General features: G+C 41.8%; 16 protein-coding genes. 9 read left to right on the top strand and 7 right to left on the bottom strand.

Features of this window, described 5'->3' with window-relative positions; genetic code table 11:
- Positions 1 to 30: 30 nt before the first annotated feature.
- The 5 genes from KJK34_RS12770 to argS form a co-directional block, all read right to left on the bottom strand.
- Entirely contained in the window at positions 31 to 1,413 is a 1,383-nt protein-coding gene (locus tag KJK34_RS12770) for a peptide-N-glycosidase F-related protein (protein WP_223054274.1), read from the bottom strand.
- Positions 1,414 to 1,528: 115 nt separating this feature from the next.
- Positions 1,529 to 3,187 (bottom strand): MBOAT family O-acyltransferase, encoded by a 1,659-nt coding sequence (locus KJK34_RS12765; protein ID WP_223054273.1) that lies wholly within the window; start codon positions 3,185 to 3,187, stop codon positions 1,529 to 1,531.
- A gap of 1 nt (position 3,188) precedes the next feature.
- Entirely contained in the window at positions 3,189 to 4,604 is a 1,416-nt protein-coding gene (locus KJK34_RS12760; protein ID WP_223054272.1) for a LysM peptidoglycan-binding domain-containing protein, read from the bottom strand.
- Positions 4,594 to 6,048, bottom strand: a complete 1,455-nt coding sequence (locus KJK34_RS12755) for an SGNH/GDSL hydrolase family protein (protein WP_223054271.1) — start codon at positions 6,046 to 6,048, stop codon at positions 4,594 to 4,596. Before KJK34_RS12755 ends, KJK34_RS12760 begins: the two co-directional genes overlap by 11 nt.
- A 15-nt stretch (positions 6,049 to 6,063) precedes the next feature.
- Complete coding sequence (argS, locus tag KJK34_RS12750) at positions 6,064 to 7,848, bottom strand: arginine--tRNA ligase (RefSeq protein WP_223054270.1); 1,785 nt, start codon at positions 7,846 to 7,848, stop codon at positions 6,064 to 6,066.
- Positions 7,849 to 8,028: 180 nt separating this feature from the next.
- On the opposite strand from argS, the gene KJK34_RS12745 reads away from it, so the two are divergent.
- The 6 genes from KJK34_RS12745 (at position 8,029) to KJK34_RS12720 (ending at position 17,080) form a co-directional block, all read left to right on the top strand.
- A complete protein-coding gene (locus KJK34_RS12745; RefSeq protein WP_223054269.1) occupies positions 8,029 to 10,434 on the top strand; it encodes a TonB-dependent receptor in 2,406 nt (801 codons plus the stop codon).
- 237 nt (positions 10,435 to 10,671) lie between these two features.
- Positions 10,672 to 11,133 carry a MarR family winged helix-turn-helix transcriptional regulator gene (locus KJK34_RS12740; protein ID WP_223054268.1) on the top strand — a complete coding sequence of 154 codons (462 nt, stop codon included), beginning with the start codon at positions 10,672 to 10,674 and terminating at the stop codon, positions 11,131 to 11,133.
- A gap of 39 nt (positions 11,134 to 11,172) precedes the next feature.
- Positions 11,173 to 13,563 (top strand): 3-hydroxyacyl-CoA dehydrogenase/enoyl-CoA hydratase family protein, encoded by a 2,391-nt coding sequence (locus KJK34_RS12735; protein WP_223054267.1) that lies wholly within the window; start codon positions 11,173 to 11,175, stop codon positions 13,561 to 13,563.
- A 125-nt stretch (positions 13,564 to 13,688) separates the two neighbouring features.
- Positions 13,689 to 14,870 carry an acetyl-CoA C-acyltransferase gene (locus tag KJK34_RS12730; protein ID WP_223054266.1) on the top strand — a complete coding sequence of 394 codons (1,182 nt, stop codon included), beginning with the start codon at positions 13,689 to 13,691 and terminating at the stop codon, positions 14,868 to 14,870.
- Positions 14,871 to 14,894: 24 nt separating this feature from the next.
- On the top strand, positions 14,895 to 15,257 hold the full coding sequence (locus KJK34_RS12725) for a four helix bundle protein (RefSeq protein WP_223054265.1): 363 nt from the start codon (positions 14,895 to 14,897) through the stop codon (positions 15,255 to 15,257).
- Between the two features lie 32 nt (positions 15,258 to 15,289).
- Complete coding sequence (locus tag KJK34_RS12720; protein WP_223054264.1) at positions 15,290 to 17,080, top strand: acyl-CoA dehydrogenase FadE; 1,791 nt, start codon at positions 15,290 to 15,292, stop codon at positions 17,078 to 17,080.
- 80 nt (positions 17,081 to 17,160) lie between these two features.
- Here KJK34_RS12720 and KJK34_RS12715 read toward each other — a convergent pair whose 3' ends face one another.
- Both KJK34_RS12715 and KJK34_RS12710 read right to left on the bottom strand, forming a co-directional pair.
- The gene (locus KJK34_RS12715; protein ID WP_223054263.1) at positions 17,161 to 17,316 is read right to left on the bottom strand and encodes a lmo0937 family membrane protein; all 156 of its coding nucleotides are present in this window, start codon (positions 17,314 to 17,316) and stop codon (positions 17,161 to 17,163) included.
- Between the two features lie 21 nt (positions 17,317 to 17,337).
- Positions 17,338 to 17,931 (bottom strand): DUF4142 domain-containing protein, encoded by a 594-nt coding sequence (locus tag KJK34_RS12710; protein ID WP_223054262.1) that lies wholly within the window; start codon positions 17,929 to 17,931, stop codon positions 17,338 to 17,340.
- A 213-nt stretch (positions 17,932 to 18,144) separates the two neighbouring features.
- Between KJK34_RS12710 and KJK34_RS12705 the strand changes: the two genes are divergently transcribed.
- From KJK34_RS12705 to KJK34_RS12695, 3 genes are all read left to right on the top strand, one after another.
- Positions 18,145 to 19,392, top strand: a complete 1,248-nt coding sequence (locus KJK34_RS12705; protein ID WP_223054261.1) for a glycosyltransferase family protein — start codon at positions 18,145 to 18,147, stop codon at positions 19,390 to 19,392.
- Positions 19,385 to 20,101, top strand: a complete 717-nt coding sequence (locus KJK34_RS12700) for a glycosyltransferase family 2 protein (RefSeq protein WP_223054260.1) — start codon at positions 19,385 to 19,387, stop codon at positions 20,099 to 20,101. The genes KJK34_RS12705 and KJK34_RS12700 overlap by 8 nt, the downstream gene beginning before the upstream one ends.
- A gap of 85 nt (positions 20,102 to 20,186) precedes the next feature.
- Complete coding sequence (locus tag KJK34_RS12695; RefSeq protein ID WP_223054259.1) at positions 20,187 to 21,383, top strand: LETM1-related biofilm-associated protein; 1,197 nt, start codon at positions 20,187 to 20,189, stop codon at positions 21,381 to 21,383.
- Positions 21,384 to 21,400 lie beyond the last annotated feature (17 nt).

Raw genomic sequence — 21,400 nt, 5'->3', positions numbered from 1 at the left:
TACTTTTTTAGCCGGATTATAACTCAAACATTATTCTTTTACAATTTTACGGGTAGCTATCTTACCGTTGGCAAATGTAGCCTTAACCACATATATGCCTGATTCAAGCCCCGAAAGGTTTGCCTGCTTAGATGTACCTGTAAATACCTGTTGCCCTAAAGTATTTATTACTTCTAAGCTGCTAACTTCGGCATCTGCAACAACAGTAACAACGTCTGCAACAGGGTTAGGATAGATACTAAAGTCAGTATTATCAAAGCTTGCAGTTGATAGCGGCTGTGCAAAGCCCTGCAGGTAAACAGACATCGGGAAATAGCCTTGACCTCCTGCAAAAACTGCATCCGGAACATCTATTTTAAAGCTATGCTCACCTGCTGTAAGGTCTCCCAGTGATATGGTTCGGATTGGAATTTTATCTCCTGGGCACCAGTTGTTCCACGACCATGCGGCATTGGTATCAGGCCTCGGGTATGCAGGATTCGTAGAGCAGTCATAATAAATACAGCTTGGCTGGGTATTATAGTTAAAGAAAGGCACACACGATACTCCACCCGGCTTGTAAGTTAACACAAGCTGGTTATCGAAGTAAATAAAATGGTTACGCCTTACATATTCTTCACCACCTGAATTAGAACCGTGGTTTGATGTTATCAAGTAAAACTTTGCATTCGGTACATCCTGCTCCAGTGTAAAGTTGATGGTACGCACCGTTTCACCTAAAATATCAGTTCCGTCAAGTGTATAATTCTTAAGCTCATATTTATACGATAATGGCAAAAAGAAGTTATTCTCGGCAACAAGGTTCGGGTCAAATGTAGATGAGAACTCAAGTGTGCCCATATATACATCATTTCTTCCTTCACAGCCCGGTATTTCTTCTGCAGCCCCACCCTGGCCGGGACCACCCTGATAGCCATATACTTCAAGCTCTATCCAAATATCATATTGTGATGTTATATTCTCATCATGAAAAATATGGGTAAGGTTATCCACCTGATATACATAAGGAACCGAGTTAGGGTTTGTTACTGTCATATCCATAAACGGGGTAATAAAACGCCCTATCTCTATACGCTGTACTTCATTATATACATAAGTATCTGCTCCTTTTGGTGCCAAAACCATATTTACGTTACCTATCCTGTCGTAGTTATCGCAAAGCGGATTGAGGGTTACCGTCATGGTTAATTTATTTCCGAAAGATGCAAGTTGCTCTTCGGTAAGTTTTTTGCCATAAGAGGAGTTGCTGTTCCTTATAGCTCCCGGCGGAATCGGCTCGCTTACGGTAGCTTCATACATACCGTAGTAAACAGCCTGGTCAAAAACAGTAAGGTTGTATGGTTCCTGAGCCTGCACACCTACGGCAGCAAACATGGCAAGACCTAAAAACAAGTTGAGTAGTGTTTTCTTCATAAAGTTTAGTTTTAGGCAGGAAATTTAAGAAATTTTCCATAAAAAACTCAAGCATCCACTTGTATTAAGCGTTACTTTATCATGAAAACAACTTTTTTATATAAAAATGTTATGTTTAAAACTGAAAGTATATAAATGGCTGAGGACCTGCTGAGGCTGCGGCATAAACAAGCCAGTACACAAACCCCAGAATTACTGCCTTACCCGCAAGCGGTGTCCTGTAAAAAGCCTGCTTCATGGCATTGATAATGTTTTCGGGTAAAAAGTGCCACACATAACCAATAAACATCAAAATGAATACATTTTTATACCCCATTATGATGGTTTCCCACTGTGCAGGGTTAAAGGTTACTTTACCAATGTTCTGAATAACATCAAGCGCAATTGTAAAATCTTTGGCACGGAAAAATATCCAGCAAAACGCAACAAAGTGAAATGTTATGAGAACGGATATAAAGTGCCATAAACGGTTTCCGCTTTTTCCTTTCGGGGTTGGGAAGAATTCAGAAAATAATTTGTGTACTGCCAGGGCAATACCGTGCAAAGCACCCCAAACTATAAACCTTAGGCTTGCCCCATGCCATAACCCGCCCAATAGCATGGTGGTTAACAGGTTTACATTGGTAACCAGTGTTTTCTGCCTGTCTTTAGCCAATAGAAATGACAACATAAAAAGCCCGAATGCACTACCGGCTATTATTATAGGCCATATACTTGCATTTAAGTTAGCCACACCCCATGCTATAACGGCAATAAAAAAGACTGCCGGGAAAAAGAAGCCCCCAAAAGACCCTTTCCTGTTACCGCCAACGGAGATATAAAGGAAATCTTTTAACCAGGTTGATAATGAAATGTGCCACCTTCGCCAAAACTCGGTTATACTTGCAGATTTATAAGGTGTATGAAAGTTTGGCGGAAGCTCGAAGCCAAGCAGCAGTGCTATACCGATAGCCATATCACTATACCCAGAAAAGTCGCAGTATATCTGTATGGTGTAGCCATATGTAGCCGTCAGGTTTTCAAAAGCAGTGTAGCTGTTAGGCGAATCAAAAACCCTGTCAACAAAATTTACCGATATATAATCGGATATTACCGTTTTCTTGATAAGCCCCCCAATAATAAGGAAAAGCCCGTAGTTTACTTCTTCTTTAGTAATAGTAAGCTTTTCATATATTTTAGGGATAAAATCTTTCGCCCTTACTATTGGACCGGCAACGAGCTGGGGGAAAAACGATACAAAGAAAAGATAATCGGGAAAACTCTTAGCGGGTGTTATTTCCTTACGGTAAATTTCTATCGTGTAGCTTATGGATTGAAAGGTGTAAAATGAAATACCTACCGGGAGTATAACATCATAAAAGGCAAACTTTCCGCCAAAAAGGTCGTTATAGTTACCTATTAAAAAGTTGGTATATTTAAAATAAGCTAAAAAACTCAGGTTGACTATAACACTGAACCACAGGTATATTTTACGCTGCATTTCCCTTGTTTCCCGGTACAGGAAGTAGCTAAGGGTATAATCCAGAACAGATGTAAACAGCAACAGCAGGAAATACATACCGCTCGACTTATAGTAAAAGAAGAGCGAGAACGCAATTACATAAAATATGCGCAGATGAAATGTTTTGCGCAGCAGCAGGTAGATAGCATAAAAAACAACAAACAGACCCAAAAACAAACCTGTGTTAAACAGCAAAGGCCTGCCCGGGTCATACGTGAACCAGGTTACCACATCCTCCCATTTTACCTCCGGTAAAATATTATTCCACTGCATTTTAGTTGTTGGATTTAAAATTATCAAATGCTTTTAAAAAAGCTTCGGTAAAAAGTTCGCCCTGCTTTTGGTAACCCTGCACCGAATAATGCACCCTGTCTGAAGACATCATTCCCTTTGCTGCATTTTTATCTACACCATACAATCCTCCCATTTCTGAGAACATATCCCACGATGCATAATTTTTTTCCGTTTCCTGTGTTAGTATGCTTTTAGCATAAGCCGCCACAAAGGTATTAGGGTATCTTCGCTTAAATAATGATGGCGGGGGCGTCATAACCAGCAGGCAGGCTTCGGGATTAGCTGCACGCATATTCTCAATAAATAAATTGAGCTGTTCGGTGTAAGCCTGCGCCTCCATTTTATCAAAAGACTCATTTGTACCAAGCGCTACTACAATTAGGTCGGGTTGCAGCGCTTTTGTCTGCTCAAAAAACAAAGGGTATTTATTATAATCAGATGCTTTAGCGCCATTAACACCGATGCTGTGGTACAGGATACCCGGAGTATCTTTTTCAAGTACTAAACCATTCAGGGCATATTCTTTAAGCCCCTCTCCCGGCAGGAGGTAAATCTTAGAAACAGGCTCTTTACTGTAGTAATAATTGGAAATAGTATCAGTAGCCAGTGGCAAAGGAATAAATTCGCTGCGCTTTATCTCTCTTTTTTCCATCTGGCTGGTAGGTATCTTTAATGTTTTACCTGCCCTGATATTGTCAGAACGTAATCCGTTAAGCTTTTTTATTGCCGAAACGCTGGTACCATATTTATTAGCTATAATGGATAAAACCTCCCCGCTTTTAATTTTATGGGTAATCTTTTTAGGCTCGGAAGATTCCATCACAATGGTTTTAGAACTTGTGGCAATGTCTATACACGGTATATTGTGCGGAGTGATTAGCCTGATCGTATTAAAATAATAGCCGGTATCGCGCACTGTGGCTTCTACCACAAAGCTTTCTGTTGCCTTTAGTGCAATACCGCTTAGCCCAACCTCCATGCCCTGCTCTGCGGGGTAAATATTCCTGCGGCTGTCCCAGTTTATGTTACTGCTGTATTTTACATAAGGGCTGCCATTGGTTTTAGCCAGCCTGTGCGGGAACGAAAACCCCACACCACCGTTGCCAAAGCGTGCCTGTAGTTTTTTGCGAATGGTACCTGTAATGATATCGGCCTGGATGTGGCTGTCGCCAATGTGTACAATATTGATGTGCCCCGCCTTCTCTTCTTCCAGAAACCGGAGCTTCTCAAAAAACAGTTTGAGCGCCGAAGTATTGGTAATGATATTGTTATCTGCCATCTCTATACCCGAAGTATCAGTAACCACACTGTCTATAACCACCTCTGTAGTGTCAACCTGTGCAGCCATACTTGTTGCAGCAAGCATAAAAATAAGCAACAGGTATCTATTTAGCATGTACAGTATCTTTTTTAATCAGGGTTTTGTTCGTTTTCGGTTTTGGCTTCACACCTTTCAGTTTTTTGTACAGCTCATAACCTTCATTCAATTGCTGAAAAATAAGCCCTCCTATTTTTTCTGAGCCCCTGAAATTAAAATGTGTATAATCTTTATTGGCAAGTGCAGGTGCTTCTTCAACCCATTTAACCATAGCGCCTTCACCCCCCATAAGGCTGAACAGGTTTACATAAGCCGCGTCCGACTGTATGGCATAACGTTTTTGTGCCAGCGTTAGCGGCACAACCGCGCTGTCGGTTTTCATTTCTAAATCGTACTTGGTAGATTTATCTGCGGTAGAAACCACCAGTATGGCAACACCCGGAAAGCATTCTTTAAGATGCTCTACAACCCTTGCCATGCGTTTTTCATACCATTTGTAGTTATAAGAACCATAGTTAAGCACGTTGGTGCCATAGTGCAGTACAATAAGATCGTACCCCAACTTTTCGTTAAAAGCCTGCATTACCTTTTTATCAAAGGTTGTAATGGGTAAACCTGAATTGCCCCTGTTAGAAAAATTATCTACATGCACACCCCTGCCATCGTCAAAATTAAAACCGTAGAATGGTATGGAGTCGGCAGCGATAAACTCGGCCCTGAATGCTTTTAAATCATTCGGGGCTATGCTGATGGTATTTACTACATTGTTTGGCTCAAGCTGCTTTATAATAGTGTCGTTGCCCGTAATAACGGCTACCCTGCCCTGCTCATTCCCCGATTTACCATAAAACAGCACTGGCTTGTTTAGCTGCAACAGGTTGTGGTAACGGTTGGCTTTATACTTTACCCACACCGGATTTACCGTATCATGCTTTACAAAAAACACATGCCCATTTACGCCAAAAGGGCTTTTAGGATGCTTTATATTAAGATATGAAAGTGTTTTCCAGTTGGAACTGAATTCATGCTTAAGTGTGCTGCGCGATGGCGCCGACTCTGATGTAATATTTACAAAGCCAACCCCCTCACCGCCAAAACGGTCCTGTAACTGTGTACGGAAGTCCTTCACGATCATGTCGCCATCCGTCATGGAGTCACCAAAGTAAGCAATGCGGACTTTACCCTGCTGCTTTGTTTCGAGCTGCAACAGCTTTTCGTAGAAAGCTATCAGGTGCTGGTAGCCCTTATATTCTTCAAAAGTTTCGGGCGGAAACTGTATGCCTTTTTCTTTTTTAAATACAATCTTTTTATCCTGAAGGGTGTCCTCTACCGCTACAATTTCTGTAGTGTCTATATCCTGCACTGCCTCGAGCACCATGCTGTCTATAACAACATTTTTACCTGCCGGAGCCGACTCGGTAAAAATCCTGCGGGGTAAAAATTGCTTAAAAACCATTAATGCCGCTATGGATAGTACCACAATAGCAAATGATTGTATAAAATAAGGCTTGTTGGGTTTCACAAAACTTGCGGTTTATTACATTCTTTCCGGCACACCAATACCTAAAAGTCCAAATGCTGACTTAATGGTATCGCCCACTTTTTTGGAGAGCTGTATGCGGAATATCTTTTCGTTCATCACTTCACTTCCTAATACAGGTACGCTTTGGTAAAAAGAATTGTATTCTTTAACCAGGTCATACGTATAGTTGGCTATAAGCGCAGGGCTGTGGCTGTCGGCTGCGTTTTGTATAACATCCGGGTATTGTGCCAGCAGCTTCAGCAGCTCTTTCTCTTTTTCATGCAGGGTAATATCTTCAGGAGCAAGTACAACAGAAAAATCAAAATCTGCCTTCCTCACAAGCGATTGTATCCTTGCATAGGTATATTGTATAAAAGGCCCTGTGTTTCCTGCAAAATCTACCGACTCCTTAGGGTCGAACAGTATGCGTTTTTTAGGGTCAACTTTCAGTATGTAATACTTTAAAGCCCCAAGCCCGATTATCCTGTGCAGCCTTGCTTTTTCTTCGTCAGAATAGCCTTCCAGCTTGCCCAGCTCTTCAGATATTTCTTTAGCGGTAGCGGTCATTTCTGCCATAAGGTCGTCGGCATCTACCACAGTACCCTCACGGCTCTTCATCTTACCCGAAGGCAAATCTACCATTCCATAACTAAGATGGTACAGGCTGTCGGCCCACTCATACCCAAGTTTTTTCAGGATTAGGAAAAGCACTTTAAAGTGGTAATCCTGTTCATTACCCACAGTATATACCATACCCCCAACATCAGGAAAATCTTTAACCCTTTGTATGGCAGTACCAATATCCTGCGTCATATAAACTGCCGTACCGTCCGAGCGTAATACTATTTTACGGTCAAGGCCGTCTGCCGTAAGGTCTATCCATACAGAGCCGTCAGGATCTTTTTCAAATACGCCCTTCTCCAGCCCTTCCGCCACAACATCTTTACCTAAAAGGTACGTATTGCTTTCGTAGTAATTCTTATCAAAGTCAACACCTATGTTTGTATAGGTTTCGTTAAAGCCCTCATATACCCATCCGTTCATCTTTTCCCAAAGGGCTACAACCTCTGCATCGCCTGCCTCCCACTTGCGAAGCATTTCCTGGGCTTCAAGCAAAACAGGTGCTGCTTTCTTGGCTTCTTCCTCCGTTTTACTTTCGGCTTTAAGCGCTTCTATTTCTCTTTTATATGCTTTATCAAATTCCACATAATAATTACCCACCAGCTTGTCACCTTTAACCCCGGTACTTTCCGGTGTTTCGCCATGCCCGAATTTTTGGTACGCCAGCATGCTCTTACAGATGTGGATGCCCCTGTCGTTAATTATCTGGGTTTTGTAAACTTTTTTACCGGAAGCCTTTAGTATCTCGGCTACAGAATAGCCTAACAGCACATTACGCACGTGCCCCAAATGCAGCGGCTTGTTGGTGTTGGGTGAGGCATACTCCACCATTACAGCCTTACCGTCTTGCGCCGGTACTTCAAAACCAAAAGACTCGTCGTCTTTTATAGTATTGAACAGGTTAATGTAATAAGCATCGGATATAACAATATTAAGAAAACCCGAAACTACATTAAACCGCTCGGCTATACCCGAATGTTCGGTAAGATACTGCCCTATTTTATTGCCAAGTTCGGCAGGGTTGCCTTTTACCTGCTTTAAAAGCGGAAAAATGACCATGGTAATATCACCTTCAAACTCCCTTCGGGTTGCCTGTAACTCTACTTTTTCAATAGTGATACCAAACAACGCCTGCACGGCCTTTTCGATGTGCGAGGTTAAAATTTGTGATAATGCCATTTTACTTTGTTTTTTAAGCGTGCAAAGATAAACATAATTTACCAACACCCTGAAAGGCGAGTGTTTAAAAAATTTGTTAAGCCTGATGCAAAAAAATATTTTTATTTTTTTGTGTGATACCTGTAACAAATGGCTGTTGTTGTTGTCTTATGGGTATCAATCATCAATCAATTAACGAGCATGTATTTCAGACTACTGTTAATGTTCCTTTTCGGGAGCATTACTCTTTATGCCCAGAATGCGGGCAGTATTTCAGGAAAAATAAACGACAAAGCAACCGCACAGCCACTGCCCTATGTAAGTATTGTGGTTAAAGAAAATGGTACAACGGTAACAGGAGCCATAACTGCCGATAATGGTACATTCGAAATTAAGAACTTACCGCTTAAAGCCTACACGGTAGAAGTGCAGTTTATGGGTTACAAAACCCAGACACTTACTGCAAAGCTTACAGAAACTGACAGGAGCATTAGCCTTGGTACCATTGTTATAGAGGAAGAAGCCACAACACTTAACGAGGTAGAAATAGTAAAAGAGGTTTCTACCATTGAGCAAAAACTTGACCGTAAAGTGATAACTGTAGGGCGTGACCTTACCACCGCAGGCGGCACGGCATCAGAAATCATGAATAACATCCCGACGGTTAATGTTGACCAGGATGGCAATATCTCGTTGCGCGGTAACCAGAATGTTCGGATACTTGTAGATGGACGCCCAACCAATATAGACCCTGCTCAACTTTTAAAACAGATACCCAGCACCTCTATAAAAAAGATAGAGCTTATAACCAACCCCAGCGCCAAGTATAATCCAGAGGGTATGAGCGGTATCATCAATATTATACTGCACAAGAACACCAACAACGGGTTTAACGGTAACTTTAATGCAGGTATAACCTTTGGTGAAGAACCAAAATACAATAACTCGCTGGATATGAACTACCGTGTGGGCAAAGTTAACTTTTTTACTAACGTAGGCTCTAACTTCGGGAGATACTTTAATGATGGTAATGTTTTTAGAGGAGATGTTAACTCACGCCAGATTATTGACATCAGTAACGACAATGAAGGCTATCTGGGTAAATTCGGGATGGATTATTATATAGATGATAACAATACATTATCTGTTTATACCAACCAGAATTATGGCACCGGGCTTGGCATTGTAGGTGTAGATATTATGTATCCGATGAATTCCGATTTTAATGATATAAGCCAAATTACACGATACGACAGCGACAACCGTAACAATACCTACAACCTTGCTTACAAGCACAAATTTGCGAAGGAAGGACACACACTTGATTTTGAAGGTAATTATAACGATGCACGCGGTACTCAGGATGCTGTGTTCACTACTACAGAAGGAACTGAAACCAGCGAATATAACGACAACATAGTGGATGAAGGAGAAAACATAACCCTGAATCTGGACTATGTAAATCCGATAAACGAAAGATCGACACTCGAACTGGGTGCCGAGGCAAGGATAATAGGCAACGAAAACACCTACAACACTACTTACTCAGGCCCTAACCCAACACTGCAGGATTCACACTATACGTATGACATGAACATCTATTCGGCCTACGCAACCTTTGGGCAGAAGTTTGAGAAGATAAGCTACCAGCTTGGCGCACGCTTTGAAAGCTACAAAGCAGAAGCTAACTTTAACCGCGGAGAAATAACATTTACAGATGAGTATATTACGGTTTATCCTTCGGCATATTTAACCTATACGCTAAACCAGAACAATATGTTCCAGTTAAGTTACAGCCGCCGTGTGGACAGGCCGAGCCTTGAGCAGACAAAGCCCATAAGGGAATTTGCAACGCCTTTGCTTACGTCATACGGTAACCAGTTTCTCGAACCGCAGTTTACAAGTTCAGTCGAAATGAACTATACCAAAATGATCGGGCAGGGCTCTTCGGTAACGGCAGGTGTTTTTTACAGGTTCATAAACAACGAGATAAGCCGTGTGCTGTTTCCTGACGAAACAACAGAGAACACACAGGACCTTATTATGAGCTTTGATAATTTTGACCGCAATAAATCATACGGCTTTGATGTTTCCGCAAATTATAAGATTGCAAAATGGTGGGATATACAACCTGCGGTAGATTTTAGCAGTATATCACAAAAAGGCGCTGTGGCACAGCTTGTGCCCGGCACTACAGATGAATACCAGACTGTTATTAAAGAAGTAGATGTAGCGGCATTTAATGCAAGGCTTAACAGTAACTTCAGGGTAAATGACAGGTTAAGTTTCCTGCTGTTCGGGTTTTACCGCGGCGCAGTAGATGGTGTACAAAATGACAGTAAAGAAATGTACAAGATAGACTCAGGCGCGCGCTATACACTTCTGGACAACCAGATGTCTATAAGCGTCAGGTTTAATGATATGTTCAATACCATGCGATATGGTTTTGAGGGTACAGACCCTTTCCCTCAAACCGGCGAATTCCGCTGGGAGAGCCGCACCGTTTATTTTGGTATAAACTACCGTTTTGGCGGCGGCAAAAACAGGGCCATGCAACGCAGGCAGCGCGATGATAACACCAAGCAAAGCAGCGGCGGCATGTTTTAATCAAGAGTTTCCTTTCCATCAATCAAGGAACGTTTTTCATACATTTAGTTTAGTTAGTTGTGTACCCCTTCGGCATATGCTTAAGGGGTATTTTATTGGCATAAATTGGCTTTTATTGCTATATTTACAGTAAAGCATCATCAAACAAATAACATTCTTAATAATTTTTTAAAATAAAAATTTAAATTTAATATGCGTGCATACTAAATTTTTCTTATCTTTGAAAAACACAGCTACATGAAAGAGAAGACAATCGACTATATACTGAGGGCCACATGGCAGGCAGTAGCACGGATGTATAATGAGGAAGCCGGTAAATATGGCGCAACCATGTCTATAGGCTTTGCCCTTTTATCTATTGATAAAGAAAACGGCATATCATCTACCGCCCTGGGGCCACAGATGGGTATGGAGCCAACAAGCCTTACGCGCACCTTAAAATCGATGGAGGACAAAGGGCTTATAGTACGCAAGAAGAACCCTGTTGACGGCAGGGGCGTAATAATAAAGCTCACTAAGCTGGGGCTTGAAAAAAGGGAACTCTCTAAAAACACGGTTTTAAAATTTAATGAGGTAGTAAAACAACATGTATCTCAGGAAAAAATGGATCACTTTATAGAAGTGGCCGAACTTATAAACAACCTGATTTCTGAAAAGCAGGTGTTTAACAACGAAGAAACAACAGCTAATACCAAATAACAGGCTTTATAAGCCTAACCAAAAAACTATAAATGAAACATGAAACGCATAATTAAAAAGGTTGCCGTTTTAGGTTCGGGCATAATGGGTTCAGGCATTGCCTGCCATTTTGCCAACATCGGGGTCGAAGTACTTTTACTGGACATTGCCCCTAAAGAACTTACCGAAGCGGAGCAGAAAAAAGGCCTGTCGTTACAGGACAAAGCCGTAAAGAACCGCCTGGTAAACGAGCATTTGGCAAATGCGCTGAAATCGAAACCCTCTCCTATTTACCACCAAAAGTTTGCATCGCGAATTAAAACAGGCAATATGGATGATGATATGCCTAAAATTGCCGAAGCCGACTGGATTATAGAAGTTGTGGTAGAAAGGTTGGATATTAAACAGAAAGTGTTTGAGCAGGTAGAAAAACACCGCAGGCCGGGCACACTGATAACTTCCAACACCTCTGGCATTCCTATCCACTTTATGAGCGAAGGCCGCAGCGAGGACTTTAAAAAGCATTTTTGCGGCACACACTTCTTTAACCCGCCGCGCTACCTTAAACTTTTCGAAATAATCCCTGGTCCTGAAACTTCAGTAGAAGTGCTGGACTTCTTAAATAACTACGGCGAAAAATTCCTGGGTAAAACCTCGGTAGTAGCCAAAGACACCCCAGCATTTATTGGTAACCGTATTGGTATTTATGGCATCATGAGCCTTTTCCACCAGGTTAAGGAAATGGGGCTTACTATCGAAGAAGTTGATAAACTAACGGGGCCGGTTATTGGCAGGCCAAAGTCGGCAACCTTCCGCACGGTAGATGTTGTAGGGCTTGATACGCTGGTACACGTGGCCAACGGGTTGTATGAAAATGTGCCGGATGATGAGCAGCACGATTTGTTCAAGTTGCCGGAGTTCATCAGCAAAATGATGGAGAACAAATGGCTGGGCAGCAAAACCGGGCAGGGCTTCTATAAAAAAGTAGATAAAGATATCTTGGCGCTCGACCTTGATACGCTGGAATACCGCCCTCAGAAAAAAGCTTCTTTTGCCACTCTTGAGCAAACCAAAACCATAGACAGGCCGATTGACCGCTTTAAGGTTCTTGTGAAAGGCACTGACAAGGCAGGCGAGTTTTACCGTAAAAACTTTGCGGGGATGTTTGCTTATGTGTCGCACCGCATTCCTGAAATTACCGACGACCTTTATAAAATAGATGATGCCATGAAAGCCGGTTTCGGCTGGGAGAATGGCCCGTTTGAAATATGGGATGCCGTTGGTGTAGAAAAAGGTATCGAAATAATAAAAGCTGAAGGGCTTGAACCGGCTCAGTGGGTTAACGATATGTTGGCTTCGGGCAACAACAGTTTCTATACCGTGAAAGACGGTAATACGTACTACTACGACCTGCAGTCTAAATCGCAGAAAAAAGTACCGGGGCAGGATGCCTTTATTATCCTGAACAACATCCGCGAAAGCAAAAAGGTATGGAGCAACAGCGATGCTATAATACAGGATTTGGGCGATGGTATACTGAACCTTGAGTTCCGCTCTAAGATGAATACCATTGGCGGCGGTGTGCTTCAGGGCATCAACAAAGCCATAGACCTTGCCGAGAAAGAGTATGATGGGCTTGTAATAGGCAATCAGGCAGCCAACTTTAGTGTGGGTGCCAATATCGGGATGATATTCATGATGGCGGTAGAGCAGGAATATGATGAGCTGAATATGGCTATCAAAATGTTCCAGGACACAATGATGCGTGTGCGCTACTCGGCTATTCCGGTTGTAGTGGCACCACACGGCATGACACTGGGCGGTGGCTGCGAAATGAGCATGCACGCTGATAAAGTAGTAGCGGCGGCTGAAACTTATATAGGCCTTGTTGAATTTGGTGTGGGCGTAATACCGGGCGGCGGTGGCTCTAAAGAGATGGCACTGCGCGCTGCGGATAATTTCCATAAAAATGATGTGGAGCTTAACGTATTACAGGAATATTTCCTTGCCGTAGCAATGGCTAAGGTATCTACCTCGGCTTACGAAGCTTTTGACACCGGCATATTGCAAAAAGGGAAAGACGTTATTGTAGTGAATAAAGACAGGCAACTTGCAGAAGCTAAAAAGTATGCAAAACTACTGGCCGAGGCAGGTTACACACAGCCAATAAAACGCACCGATGTAAAAGTACTGGGCAAGCAGGCACTGGGTATGTTCCTTGTGGGGACCGATAGTATGGAAGCCGGTAATTACATCAGCGAACACGATAAGAAAATAGCCAACAAGCTGGCCTATGTAATGGCAGGCGGCGACCTGAGCGAATCGACTTTTGTGAGCGAACAGTACCTGCTTGACCTGGAACGTGAAGCGTTTTTATCACTTTGCGGCGAACGCAAAACGCTTGAACGTATTCAGCATATGTTGACCAAGGGGAAACCGTTGAGAAATTAAATAGCCCCCTAACCCCCAAAGGGGGAATTAATGATGTTCTTATACATACTCCTCTTGTGAGGTTAATCATAAAATCCTATTGACCCCTGATAGGAATTCCCCCTTTGGGGGACAGGGGGCAGATAATGAAAACAGCATACATAGTAAAAGCATACAGGACCGCAGTGGGCAAAGCGCCCAAAGGGGTTTTCCGGTTCAAGAGGCCGGATGAGCTGGCGGCAGAGACAATCCAGTATATGATGGATGAGCTGCCACAACTCGATAAAACAAGGATAGACGACGTTATTGTTGGCAATGCCATGCCCGAAGCCGAGCAGGGACTCAACTTTGCACGCCTTATTTCGCTTATGGGGCTTAAGGTGGAAGATGTTCCGGGTGTAACGGTAAACCGTTATTGTGCTTCGGGGCTTGAAACCATAGCTATAGCTACAGCCAAGATACAGAATGGTATGGCCGACTGTATTATAGCAGGTGGCGCCGAGAGTATGAGCTACATACCAATGGGGGGCTACAAACCGGTGCCAGACTACCAGGCTGCCAAAAACGGGCATGAAGATTATTACTGGGGTATGGGGCTTACAGCAGAAGCAGTTGCTAAAAAATATAATGTGAGCCGTGAAGACCAGGACATGTTTGGATATGAGTCGCACCAAAAAGCTCTTAAAGCCCAGGCCGAAGGTAAATTCGACAAACAGATAGTACCTATTACCGTTGAGGAAACTTATGTTGATGGTAACGGCAAAAAAGCCACCAGAAGCTACACGGTAACCAAAGATGAAGGCCCGAGGGCTGACACATCTGTCGAAGCACTCGGCAGGCTTAAACCTGTCTTTGCCGCCGATGGTTCGGTAACGGCAGGTACCTCATCGCAAATGAGTGACGGTGCAGCTTTTGTAATGGTTATGAGCGAAGAAATGGTTAAAGAGCTTAACCTTGAACCGATTGCAAGGCTGGTAAGCTATGCTGCGGCTGGTGTAGAACCACGTATTATGGGTATAGGCCCTGTTAAAGCCATACCTAAAGCTTTGAGACTTGCCGACAAAAAAATTGAAGACATTGAGCTGATAGAACTTAACGAAGCCTTTGCATCGCAGTCGCTTGCAGTAGTGCGCGAGTTGGGCATAAATACTGACATACTGAATGTTAACGGCGGTGCTATTGCTTTAGGCCATCCACTGGGCTGTACAGGGGCTAAGCTTTCGGTTCAGCTATTTGACGAAATGAAACGCCGCGGCAACAAATATGGTATGGTAACCATGTGTGTGGGTACCGGGCAGGGTGCTGCGGGGATATATGAAATATTCTAAATTATGAATTTTAAATTTTGAATTATGAAGGAAAATGTCATTGCGATAAAGACATTTGATTTTGCCTTGCAGGTCATTAACCTTTATAAACAATTGAAAAATGAAAATGAATTCATTATTTCAAAACAATTATTGCGTTGCGGCACAAGTATAGGGGCAAACGTCGAAGAGGGTATCGCCGCACAATCAAGACGAGATTTCATATCTAAAATGGCTATTGCATCTAAAGAAGCAAGAGAGACTAAATATTGGCTGAGGCTTTTGGATAAGTCTGACATTACAAATATCTCTGTAGCCCAACAGCTTTCAGATATAGATCATATCATAAATATTATAACTAAAATAATTAAGACTTCACAGGAAAGTGTGACAGCTAATCGCATTTAAAATTTATAATTCAACATTTAAAATAAAATATTATGAGCGATATAACCAGAGGCGGCCAGTTCCTTGTTAAGGAAACAAAAGCCGAAGATATTTTTACTCCCGAGGATTTCTCGGAAGAGCAGTTAATGATGCGCGACTCTGTTAAGGAGTTTGTAGACCGCGAACTGTGGCCTAACAAAGAACGTTTTGAAAAGAAAGATTACGCCTTTACTGAAGAAACTATGCGAAAGGCAGGAGAGCTTGGCTTTCTTGGTGTAGCCGTTCCGGAAGAGTATGGAGGGCTAGGCATGGGCTTTGTAAGCACTATGCTGGTATGCGATTACATCAGCGGGGCTACAGGTTCTTTCTCTACAGCTTTTGGTGCGCATACGGGTATTGGTACCATGCCAATAACCCTTTACGGTACTGAAGAGCAAAAACAAAAGTACGTACCAAAACTTGCTTCAGGCGAATGGTTTGGTGCCTATTGCCTTACAGAGCCGGGTGCCGGTAGTGATGCCAATTCAGGTAAAACAAAGGCAGTACTTTCTGAAGATGGTACACATTACAAAATTACCGGGCAAAAAATGTGGATATCAAACGCCGGGTTCTGCAACCTGTTCATTGTATTTGCCCGTATAGAAGATGATAAAAATATTACAGGCTTTATTGTAGAAAATGATCCTTCTAACGGTATTTCGCTTGGCGAAGAAGAACATAAGCTGGGCATAAGGGCCTCCTCTACCCGCCAGGTTTTCTTTAACGAGACCAAAGTGCCTGTAGAGAATATGTTAAGCGAGCGCGGTAATGGCTTTAAAATAGCAATGAACGCCCTTAACGTGGGCCGTATTAAACTGGCTGCTGCCTGCCTTGACGCACAACGCCGCACTATTACTAATTCGGTTAAATATGCTAACGAAAGGGTACAGTTTAAAACCCCTATTTCCAATTTTGGGGCTATACGTTCTAAACTTGCCGAGATGGCAGCAAGCTGCTATGCAGGTGAAAGTGCCAGCTACCGTGCAGCTAAAAATATAGAAGACCGAATTGCGGCACGTGTTGCAAACGGCGAGAGCCACCAAGATGCCGAACTTAAAGGTGTTGAGGAATTTGCCATTGAATGCTCTATACTTAAAGTAGCGGTATCTGAAGACATACAAAATTGTTCTGACGAAGGTATCCAGATTTTTGGCGGTATGGGCTTTAGCGAAGACACCCCTATGGAAAGTGCCTGGAGAGATGCCCGTATAGCCCGTATCTACGAAGGCACGAACGAGATAAACCGTATGCTATCGGTAGGGATGCTTATCAAAAAAGCCATGAAAGGCCATGTAGACCTGCTTGGCCCTGCCATGAAAGTAGCGGAAGAACTTATGGGAATACCATCATTTGATACTCCTGACTATTCTGAGCTTTTCGCAGAAGAGAAGGAAATGATAGTCAAGCTGAAGAAAGCCTTTTTAATGGTTGCCGGCAGCGCGGTGCAAAAGTATGGGCCTGACCTTGAAGAGCATCAACAACTACTTATGGCTGCCGCAGATATGCTTATCGAAATCTATATGGCGGAATCTGCAATACTACGTACTGAAAAGCTTGCCAAATCTAAAGGTGAGGATAATGCAAAAGAGCAGATAGCTATGGCAAAACTTTACCTGTATCATGCTGTTGACCTTGTGAATACCAAAGGTAAGGAAGGTATAGCTTCTTTTGCCGAAGGCGACGAGCAGCGCATGATGCTTATGGGATTAAAGCGCTTTACAAAATATACCAACCTGCCAAATGTGGTAGCGCTAAGAGAAACCATTGCTGCAAAAATAGTTGCAGAAAACAGTTATCCTTTCTAAATAAACTGATAATTCCAATATATAAAAAAGCCGCCTCAGTATATACTAAGGCGGCTACTTTTTTATGTTTACCGTTTATGTTAGAGCCTCCTGCCCCTGAAAAAGTTGAGTAATATCATTACTACTGCTACTAAAAGCAACAGGTGTATAAGGGCACTGCCCACATGATAAGCAAAACTACCTAAAGCCCAGGCTACAATAAGAATAACGGCAATTATATATAAAAGATTTCTCATAGCAATTTTATTATACCACTATTACATGTTGTTATTATCCATCTGCTCTTTAAGCTGCTTAGCCCTGTCAAGGTGTTGCCTTAAAGTTGGCAGCATGTTAGCAGCCCACATCCTAACTTCTTCGCTGTTAGCATTCTCAGATGCGTCTTCCATTTTGTCGATAGTCTTTTCGTGTCCATCAACCATCATGTCAATATACTTTTTGTCGAAGTCCATTCCTGTTTCGTCATTCAGGTCATCATAAGCTTCCTGTCCTTTTTCTGTGAGTGCCATTGGCAGCGATACATTCATTTTCTGTGCAAGCTCCTTAGTTTTATCTGAAGCTTTCTGGTGCTCGGTAACCATCATCTGGCCATATGCTTTTACATCTGCGTTAGTAGCTTTCTGCTGGGCAAGTTTTCCAAGCTCTATCTCTTTCATATCTACTTCGGCAGCCATAACAAGGTATTCTGAGTCATCTTCTTTGGCCTCATTATCATCAAATTTCTCTTCGTTCTGCTCTTCAGCTACTTCAGCAGGGTCATTTTTGTCATCTTTACAAGAAACTGTACCTAACGATAGCGACAGCACAGCAGCTCCCATAAAAACTTTACTAAAAAAAGGTGTCTTCTTCATAATTAAGGTTGTTTAGATTTATGTTTTGTTACTTATTCAAACGAAATTAAGCTATATATAAAGGCTGCCATGTTAGCATAATCACAATTATTGTTATGGAAATACTAATATTTAGACAGCTATATCTCGTTAAAATATAGTTTTAAATACCTAATTATAGCATTAATAAACCGAATGTTGTTTATTTGCAGGAATTAATGTTGATTCGCTTAAATGGAGCTAAAAGGCAGAAAGTATTATTATGTATTAGCTACTATCGGTTTACTCTGGGTAGCCTTTTTATATATTGCCTTAGATGTTAATGCCCAAACCTATATTTTCCCTGACTCTGATAATTATCGTGAGGCAGCCGGCTTTTTATACCATGACTTAAAATCGCACCCGTACCGCCCGTTAATAATGTCGGCAATAACAGGTATTCCGTACCTGTTCGGGTTTGGAGACAGTGCCATATATAAGTTTAGCTTCTTCATAAATGTAATTTCATGGTTGGGTACATCCTTACTTTTGTTTAGCCTTATAAAGAAAATATTGCCCGGGCGAAAGGCTTTTTATTTTGTATTAGCCTTCTTTACACTCGTAGGATGTATATCGGTAATTTTTCATTTACTTACCGAAGCATTGTTCACATTCTGTATGCTACTTACTTTTTATCTTGTTAATAAATGGTATAGTACCAAAACATTCCGTTATCTTGCTTTCGCAATTGCTGTTTTACTGGCATCGGTACTGATTAAACCCGGGGCAAAGTATTTAAGTATCATAGCAATTCTATTTTTTATAAAGCCACTCTTTAAAAATGCTTTAAAACCTGCGGCACTTTTAATCTATTTATGCGGTTTGCTTATATACATTCAGTGTGCTATGGTAAAAAGAGACTATGGCGACTTTACCATAAGTTATATAGATAATGTTACACTGTACAGTTACATTGGTACAAGGGCATTCCTTTACAAGGAGGGAAAAACTTTTACGAAATATGAGAATCCAAGAATGCCACACTTGCTCACTCTTACACACCATGAAGTAAAAAAAGTTGCGCAGGCTGATTTAAAAGATCAATTAAAGAATAATAAAGTCAATCTGATTAAAGCTTATTTTGTCAATCTGTGGAACAATATAACTACCAATAGCTCCTCATTAAATGTAATGAGCAATGTGCATAATAAAGGCTATTACCAGTTTTTAAGGCGGGGGATGCTTTTAGCCAGCAGAATTCAGAATTTATTGTTTTCAGTTTCCGGTTTTATACTGGCAATGCTATATCTTTTTAAGTACAAAAACTCACCTTTTTATAGTGTAGTAAGTTTTTACGTACTGTACACACTACTCATTTCAGGTGTTTCCTGTTTTGAGGGAGACCGTTTTACAATCATTTTCTTTCCTGCCGTACTGCTGTTAATGGCGAAGTTTTACAGTGAAAGAACCAAAACCTATCAAAAGTTTTCTGAGCATGTTTAAGCTTTCTGTAATCATTCCGGTTTATAATGAAGCCAATACCATTCACCTGCTACTGGATAAGGTAAAAAAAGTATCGCTTATTCATGATATTGCCAAAGAGATTATTATAGTAGATGACTGTTCTTCTGACAGTACTTATACTGTTATCCAACAATATATAAATGATAATACAGAGCATAATATAATACTTGAGCAACACTCTGTTAATAAAGGCAAAGGTGCGGCACTTCACACGGGTATAAAAAGGGCTAAAGGCGATTATATTATTATACAGGATGCCGACCTTGAATATGACCCCGAAGAATATAACATACTTTTAAAGCCCGTAACAGATGGTTATGCTGATGTGGTTTATGGCTCACGGTTTATTGGCGGCAACCCGCACCGCATTTTGTTCTTCTGGCACACTCTAGGCAATAAGTTCCTTACCTTTTTGTCGAATATATTCACCAACCTTAACCTTACGGATATGGAAACCTGCTACAAGCTTTTTAATGCCGGCATGCTTAAGTCGCTGCATTTAAAAGAAAAGCGTTTTGGTTTTGAACCGGAGGTTACTGCTAAAATTTCCCGGATTAAGAAGATCCGAATTTATGAGGTTGGCATATCTTACTATGGGCGTACCTATGATGAAGGTAAAAAAATCAATTATAAAGATGGCTTCAGGGCTATATGGTGTATTCTTAAATACGGAATGCTCAAGCTGTAAGCTGCTGCATGTAATAAATTGATAACTGTAGTTTGCCTGGCCTGTTGGCAAAAAGTTTATAATTTTGCAGTAAATAAAACAAGCCATGATTAACCCCTCGGCCAGCGGATGGATAGATAAATATTTTGCCCGGCTTAAGGTGCAGTTCCCAAAAGATACTGCGCCTCACGATTTCTATAAAACCGTAAGGGATAGTGGCTTTATTTATGGATATGTAGCCGTTACAGATTTTCTTGAAGAAAAAGAAACTAAAGGCTGGACAGCCGAAGAAGCAATAAAGGCGGCATTATTAAACAGCCTGTACGGCATGTACTGCATTACAGAGGGTACAGATGCAAAAGCTTTTACAGATAAAGCCATTGCATTTTATGAGCACATGGCACCCGAAGGATACTCATTCTTAAAAAAAGTATTGCCTGCATCTCCTAAATCGCATCAACTGGAAGACGTACTTGATGAGCGCATCAAAACGAATGACAATATCATCAGCCGTAATTTTTCGCACATACTTACCAACGCGCTGCTGTTCATGGATGTATTGGCATTCCGCCAATATCTTATCAACGGGCATATACCAGAAAATTACCTGAAAAAACTGGAGGAAACTGTAGTGGGCCTTGCTTTGGCAGCACTGAATGTAAAGTCTAAAAAAACAACGTATGACGATTTGCTGATAAAGCTGTTTGAAGCCTCTGTTCGTTATACCAAAGTCACAAAAGTGGCTGCAAATGACGTAGAGGCGTTGCAGCTATCTTATTTTGAATCGGAGCCGGAAAGGCTTTACCTATTAGATATAGCAGGCATGGCAATATGGAGTGACGGCGCGGCGGAACAGGCTGAAATCGAATTTTTATATACGCTGGCAGCACGCCTTAACCTTAATGAGCAGGCAGCCGCAGAAAGCATTGCAGGTTTTGATGTATTTATAAAATTGTACCGCAGCCATATCCCCTATTTTAAGTATTCTAACCCTGTAAAGCATTTTTACGACCATGCTTCGCAAAACGTTATGCTGCTGATTAACCGCAACAGGAAACGGCTTATTAAAGAGCTAAGCAACAACGGAGAGCTTATGCTGCTGCTAACCCACTCTGCACACCGCAGCCTTAATGCAGGAGAAAAAAAGAAAGTAAAAAAGCAATTACTGGAAATCTGTAAAACCGTGCCTTCATTAACCATATTCCTGCTGCCGGGGGGCAGCCTGCTGCTTCCACTGCTTATTAAATTCATACCGCAGTTACTACCCTCTGTCTTTAACGAAAACCTTGACGAAGAGGCATAAAAAAGGCTGTAAAAACA

This window comes from Flavobacterium coralii, from assembly GCF_019891545.1.
GTDB lineage: Bacteria > Bacteroidota > Bacteroidia > Flavobacteriales > Flavobacteriaceae > Flavobacterium > Flavobacterium coralii.
The sequence above is the reverse complement of the archived record's forward strand: the minus strand, read 5'-3'. Positions and strand labels throughout refer to the sequence as shown.

Coding starts and splice junctions, on each gene's coding strand:
- KJK34_RS12770 (WP_223054274.1), bottom strand. CDS start 1,413: ATGAAGAAAACACTACTCAACTTGTTTTTAGGTCTTGCCATGTTTGCT.
- KJK34_RS12765 (WP_223054273.1), bottom strand. CDS start 3,187: ATGCAGTGGAATAATATTTTACCGGAGGTAAAATGGGAGGATGTGGTA.
- KJK34_RS12760 (WP_223054272.1), bottom strand. CDS start 4,604: ATGCTAAATAGATACCTGTTGCTTATTTTTATGCTTGCTGCAACAAGT.
- argS (WP_223054270.1), bottom strand. CDS start 7,848: ATGGCATTATCACAAATTTTAACCTCGCACATCGAAAAGGCCGTGCAG.
- KJK34_RS12745 (WP_223054269.1), top strand. CDS start 8,029: ATGTATTTCAGACTACTGTTAATGTTCCTTTTCGGGAGCATTACTCTT.
- KJK34_RS12740 (WP_223054268.1), top strand. CDS start 10,672: ATGAAAGAGAAGACAATCGACTATATACTGAGGGCCACATGGCAGGCA.
- KJK34_RS12735 (WP_223054267.1), top strand. CDS start 11,173: ATGAAACGCATAATTAAAAAGGTTGCCGTTTTAGGTTCGGGCATAATG.
- KJK34_RS12730 (WP_223054266.1), top strand. CDS start 13,689: ATGAAAACAGCATACATAGTAAAAGCATACAGGACCGCAGTGGGCAAA.
- KJK34_RS12725 (WP_223054265.1), top strand. CDS start 14,895: ATGAAGGAAAATGTCATTGCGATAAAGACATTTGATTTTGCCTTGCAG.
- KJK34_RS12720 (WP_223054264.1), top strand. CDS start 15,290: ATGAGCGATATAACCAGAGGCGGCCAGTTCCTTGTTAAGGAAACAAAA.
- KJK34_RS12715 (WP_223054263.1), bottom strand. CDS start 17,316: ATGAGAAATCTTTTATATATAATTGCCGTTATTCTTATTGTAGCCTGG.
- KJK34_RS12710 (WP_223054262.1), bottom strand. CDS start 17,931: ATGAAGAAGACACCTTTTTTTAGTAAAGTTTTTATGGGAGCTGCTGTG.
- KJK34_RS12705 (WP_223054261.1), top strand. CDS start 18,145: ATGGAGCTAAAAGGCAGAAAGTATTATTATGTATTAGCTACTATCGGT.
- KJK34_RS12700 (WP_223054260.1), top strand. CDS start 19,385: ATGTTTAAGCTTTCTGTAATCATTCCGGTTTATAATGAAGCCAATACC.
- KJK34_RS12695 (WP_223054259.1), top strand. CDS start 20,187: ATGATTAACCCCTCGGCCAGCGGATGGATAGATAAATATTTTGCCCGG.